4 protein-coding genes and 1 pseudogene are annotated in these 4,099 nt (G+C 68.6%); 2 read left to right on the forward strand and 3 right to left on the reverse strand.

The window, feature by feature from the left end; all coding sequences use genetic code 11:
• Positions 1–676: 676 nt before the first annotated feature.
• Together B4E97_RS16205 and B4E97_RS16210 are read left to right on the forward strand one after the other, a co-directional pair.
• Positions 677–1,264: pseudogene (locus B4E97_RS16205) on the forward strand (aminoacyl--tRNA ligase-related protein); the annotation flags it as partial.
• Positions 1,265–1,419: 155 nt separating this feature from the next.
• On the forward strand, positions 1,420–1,656 hold the full coding sequence (locus tag B4E97_RS16210; protein ID WP_286960758.1) for a His/Gly/Thr/Pro-type tRNA ligase C-terminal domain-containing protein: 237 nt from the start codon (positions 1,420–1,422) through the stop codon (positions 1,654–1,656).
• Between the two features lie 108 nt (positions 1,657–1,764).
• On the opposite strand, the gene B4E97_RS16215 is transcribed toward B4E97_RS16210, so the two are convergent.
• From B4E97_RS16215 to B4E97_RS16225, 3 genes are all read right to left on the reverse strand, one after another.
• Positions 1,765–2,277, reverse strand: coding sequence for an EXLDI protein (locus B4E97_RS16215; RefSeq protein WP_286960754.1), 513 nt, complete (start codon positions 2,275–2,277; stop codon positions 1,765–1,767).
• A 170-nt stretch (positions 2,278–2,447) separates the two neighbouring features.
• Positions 2,448–3,437, reverse strand: coding sequence for an IS21-like element helper ATPase IstB (istB, locus tag B4E97_RS16220; RefSeq protein ID WP_349681193.1), 990 nt, complete (start codon positions 3,435–3,437; stop codon positions 2,448–2,450).
• The gene (locus B4E97_RS16225) at positions 3,437–4,060 is read right to left on the reverse strand and encodes a Mu transposase domain-containing protein (RefSeq protein ID WP_286960756.1); all 624 of its coding nucleotides are present in this window, start codon (positions 4,058–4,060) and stop codon (positions 3,437–3,439) included. Before B4E97_RS16225 ends, istB begins: the two co-directional genes overlap by 1 nt.
• Between the last annotated feature and the right edge of the window lie 39 nt (positions 4,061–4,099).

The raw sequence follows: 4,099 nt of genomic DNA on the forward strand, positions 1-4,099 counted from the left end.
CACTCAACGGGGCTCTATCCCACCGACCCGTCCTCCCGGGCCGGAAATGACCCACGGATCAGTCAGGAGAGCCTGAAAACTGAGCAGTCTGAGCGCACGCCGACGGTCGTGTGTGTCCGACATCACTCTCGCATGGTGAAGCCGGAGTCGTGGTCCTGGTCACGCACGGTTCCTCGGAAGCCAGATAGCCGCCGCGTTCGTGGTTGTCCTCAACTGTCGATGAGTGAGCGTTGCCCTCGCGGCGGCATCGCGGCTACCGTCGAGTCATGCGCTCCTGTCAGATCACGACGACGCCGGACTACTCCGGCGCCGCTGCGATGCCCTGACAGGCGCAGCACCCACCAGGCCCCGGAATGATCCGGGGCCTTCTTCGTTCCAGGCCGCGCGACCACTCCGGACCGCGACCAGAAGGAACGACCATGAACGACGCAGTACCGCTCGACCACCGCGAGCTCAACCGCGACCTGCACGTCTTTGCAGGCCATCCACTCGCCGGTTCTGGCTGCCGCTATGGTTGCCCGCCGGCGCCGCGCTCCGCGACGAGCTGGAACGCCTCGCCAAGGACATCGCCCACGAAGACGGCTGCTTCGACGTACGCACCCCGGTGCTGGGCAAACGTGCCCTCTTCGAGAAATCGGGGCACTGGAACAAGTTCAGCAAGGACATGTTCCCGCCCATGAAGCTCGGGGAGGACGAAGTCGTCCTGCGCCCGGCGAACTGTCCCCACCATGCCCTCGTCTACGGCAGCGAGCGGCACTCATATCGTGATCTGCCGATCCGGCTCAACGAACTCGCGCCGATGTTCCGGGCGGAGCGGTCGGGCGTCGTCTCCGGCCTGCAGCGCGTTCGCCAGATCAGCCTCGACGACACCCACGTCTTCTGTCGACCCGACCAGGTCCGCGAGGAGGTTGCGGCGGCACTGCGCTCGGCACTGAAGGCCCAACGCATCCTCGGCTTGCCCGTTGACTACGTCCGCCTGTCGCTGAGGGACGACTCCGACGCCTGGCTCGGCTCCGCTGCGGACTGGGCCTGCCACCAGGAGGCGCTTCGGGCGGCCGCCCTCGACGTACTCCACGACACCGACCTCGAGCTGGTCGATGCGCCGGGGGAGGCCGCGTTCTACGGTCCGAAGCTCGACCTTCAGGTCCGTGATGGCCGCGGCCACGAGGAAACCATCGCCACCGTCCAGGTCGACTTCAACCAGCCGGAACGGTTCGATCTGACCTACGTCGAGCGAGACGGATCCCTCCAACGCGTCGTCATGATCCATCGCGGCACCGTCGGAGCCATGGAGCGCGTCGTCGCCACCCTGCTCGAGCGCTACCAGGGGCGACTTCCCCTCTGGCTGGCCCCAGTTCAAGTCAGCGTCCTTCCCGTCGGGAGGAACACGACGCAGCGGCCGACCAGGCGGCCAGGGCGCTGCGCGGCCGCGGGCTTCGCGTCGAGATCAGCCGCGAGAGGAGCCTTGGCAGTCGCATCCGGGCAGCCCGGCAGCAGCGCGCCGCGGTGGTCGTCGTCGTCGGCGACCAGGAGGTGGAGACCGGCAATGTCCAGGCGACAGACGGCAGGGACAACACGCGGCACAGCCTGCCTGTGGATGCGCTCGGCGATCTTCTTGCTGAAGCACACCGGGAACGCGTCGCCCTGCAGTGGTGACAAGCGGGTGGTCGGGCGCTGAGTCTCGTCGTCAGCGCCCGACCACCGACGTTCGCAACTGCCGCCGTCGGGACGCGGTCTGAGCGCTGCTGCGGTGGTGAAGGGGGGTCAGATGTCGAGGACGTGGACGGCTGGTGCGTCCATGGCGTGACGGGCGGCTTCGGTGAGGTCGTCGGGGAGCTGTGCGACGAGCTCGTCCGCGGTCGGGAACACGGCCAGCGATCGCTCGTGGGTGGTGTGGAAGTCTGGCGTCCAGGTCTCGGGTTGTTCCCACATGTGCTGGTCGTGGCTCCACCGTTGCCAGTCGGGTCGGTCCACGGTGTAAAGGGCGTACTGGTTCTTGGCGGTGCGGTAGATCGAGTACGAGACCTCGCGGAGACCGTGTGTCTGGTTGAGGCGGGCGATCCGGTGGCCCTGGAACCGGGTACGCACGGTGCGGGGTCCTTCGGTGACGTCGAGCTCGATGGTCTCGGTGGTGGGGGTGTCCATGGCGGGTCCTTGGGTGGCGAGGTACTGGCGCAGTGCCGTGGCGATCGCGGGCGAGAGGCCGCCGGCGCGACGTGCGGCTTCCTCGAAGAGCGGCATGTCGGTGGCGGTGACGTAGATCGTCTTGTTCGGCATATGCGTATATGTAGTACGTATATGCGGGTAGAGCAACAGCCAAGGCCGGCGTCTGCCTACATACCGGCAGGGGAGGGCAACCGCGCCCGTCCGCCGACGCCCGCACATGCCGCGGGTGGCAACCCGTCTCGTGTGTGCCGGTGGGGCCGGTTGTGACTGTGGGTGGCTGTTCAGCGGTCGCGGTCTTGGGCGAGTAGGTCGCGGCGGGCGCGGGTGCGGTAGGAGTCGCCGGATAGGGCGAGGACTTCGGCGTGGTGGACGAGGCGGTCGATCATGGCTGCGGCGACGACGTCGTCGCTGAAGGTCTCGCCCCAGCGGCCGAAGGGCAGGTTCGAGGTGACGATGATCGAGCCTTGTTCGTAGCGTGAGGCGACGAGCTGGAAGAACAGGTTCGCGGCGTCGGTGTCGAAGGGGATGTAGCCGACCTCGTCGACGATGATCAGCTTGTAGCGGCGGATCTTCTTCAGCTCGGCGTCGAGCTGACCGCCCTGGTGGGCGATGGTGAGGCGGTTGATCCACGCGGACGCGGTGTCGAACAGGACGCTGTGACCGTTCTGCGCGGCTTTGATCCCGAGGCCGATGGCGAGGTGGGTCTTGCCGATGCCGGGCGGGCCGAGCAGGACGACGTTCTCTGCCTTCGGCACGTAGGTGGACGTGGCGAGGTGGGCCAGGACGTCGCGGCGTAGCGAGGGCAGGTGGTCGTAGTTGAAGTCTTCGAGGGTCTTCATCGCGGGGAAGTGCGCGGTGCGGATGCGCATCATCGTCCCGGCGGACTCGCGGTCAGCGGCCTGGCGCTCGAGCACGGCGGCGAGGTACTCCTCGTGGGACCAGCCCAGGTCGCGGGCCTGGTCGGCCAGGTCGGCCCAGGTCCGCCCGATCGTGGGCATCTTCAGGACCCGCGTCAGGTAGGCGATCTGGGAGTCCAGCCGCGCGCCGGACGCGGCAGCGGCGAGCCCCGGCGCGACCGCGGGCGCTCCTGCGGGCGCGGCTGCTGGCGCGGGCGGTGCGGGAGTCGGTGCGGCAAGCACCGGCTTGCTGGTTCGCTTGCGGCCTCGTCCGGTGTCCGCGCGCGCGGCGGGGTCCTCGTCGCCGGCGGGCAGTGTGGCAGGCGCGGTGGTGTCCTCGTCGAGTGCATCGGCGACAGCGGTGGTGGGGGTCATCAGGACGTAGCTCCTTGGGAGGTGGGGCGGATGATGCCGGGGGCCGAGCCATCGGGCCCGTCGGCCGCTTCGGCTTCGTGCTCACGGACGGAGTCGGTCACGGGCTCGGGGGTGTGCGGGGCGGTGGGGTTGGCGTGGAAGTCGATGCCGAACAGGGCGTCGTAGTCGGGAAGCGTCCGCAGCGCGACGGCGTGCCCGTCGGCGTGGGTGCGTAGCTGGTGGCGCCGGGCGGTGGCGGCGCGGGTGGCCTGGTAGTCGGCGCGCAACCGCTTGGCGGTCGCTTGATGGTTCGGGTCGGTGATCGTCGCTGCGCTGCCCCAGTAGCGGGGATGGTCGGCGACGACGGTGCCCTCGTGAGTGACGGTGACGCGGTCGGGACCGGCGACGACGTCGACGAACCGGCCGATCATCGATGGGTCGACGGAATAGTCGTTGGCGTCGATGCGCACGTAGTAGTCCCGCGCCAGCCGCACCCTGGCGCGTAGCCCCACCTGTGGGGCGACCGGGGGCAGGGTGATCATCGCGGCCCGGTCGATCGGCCACCGGTCGGTGATCGTGGCCCCGATCGAGCGGACGAACCGCGTGTTGGCCTTCGTGGTGAGCCACTCGCTGGAGCTTGTCAAGATTTCTGTGTAAGTGATGTTGGTCACGGTGGGTTACAG

The sequence above is a fragment of the Arsenicicoccus sp. UBA7492 genome (assembly GCF_002479615.1).
Taxonomy (GTDB): domain Bacteria; phylum Actinomycetota; class Actinomycetes; order Actinomycetales; family Dermatophilaceae; genus Arsenicicoccus; species Arsenicicoccus bolidensis.

Excerpts from the sequence above, each read along its gene's own strand:
- B4E97_RS16215 (WP_286960754.1), bottom strand. The coding sequence starts at position 2,277 with ATGCCGAACAAGACGATCTACGTCACCGCCACCGACATGCCGCTCTTC.
- istB (WP_349681193.1), bottom strand. The coding sequence starts at position 3,437 with ATGACCCCCACCACCGCTGTCGCCGATGCACTCGACGAGGACACCACC.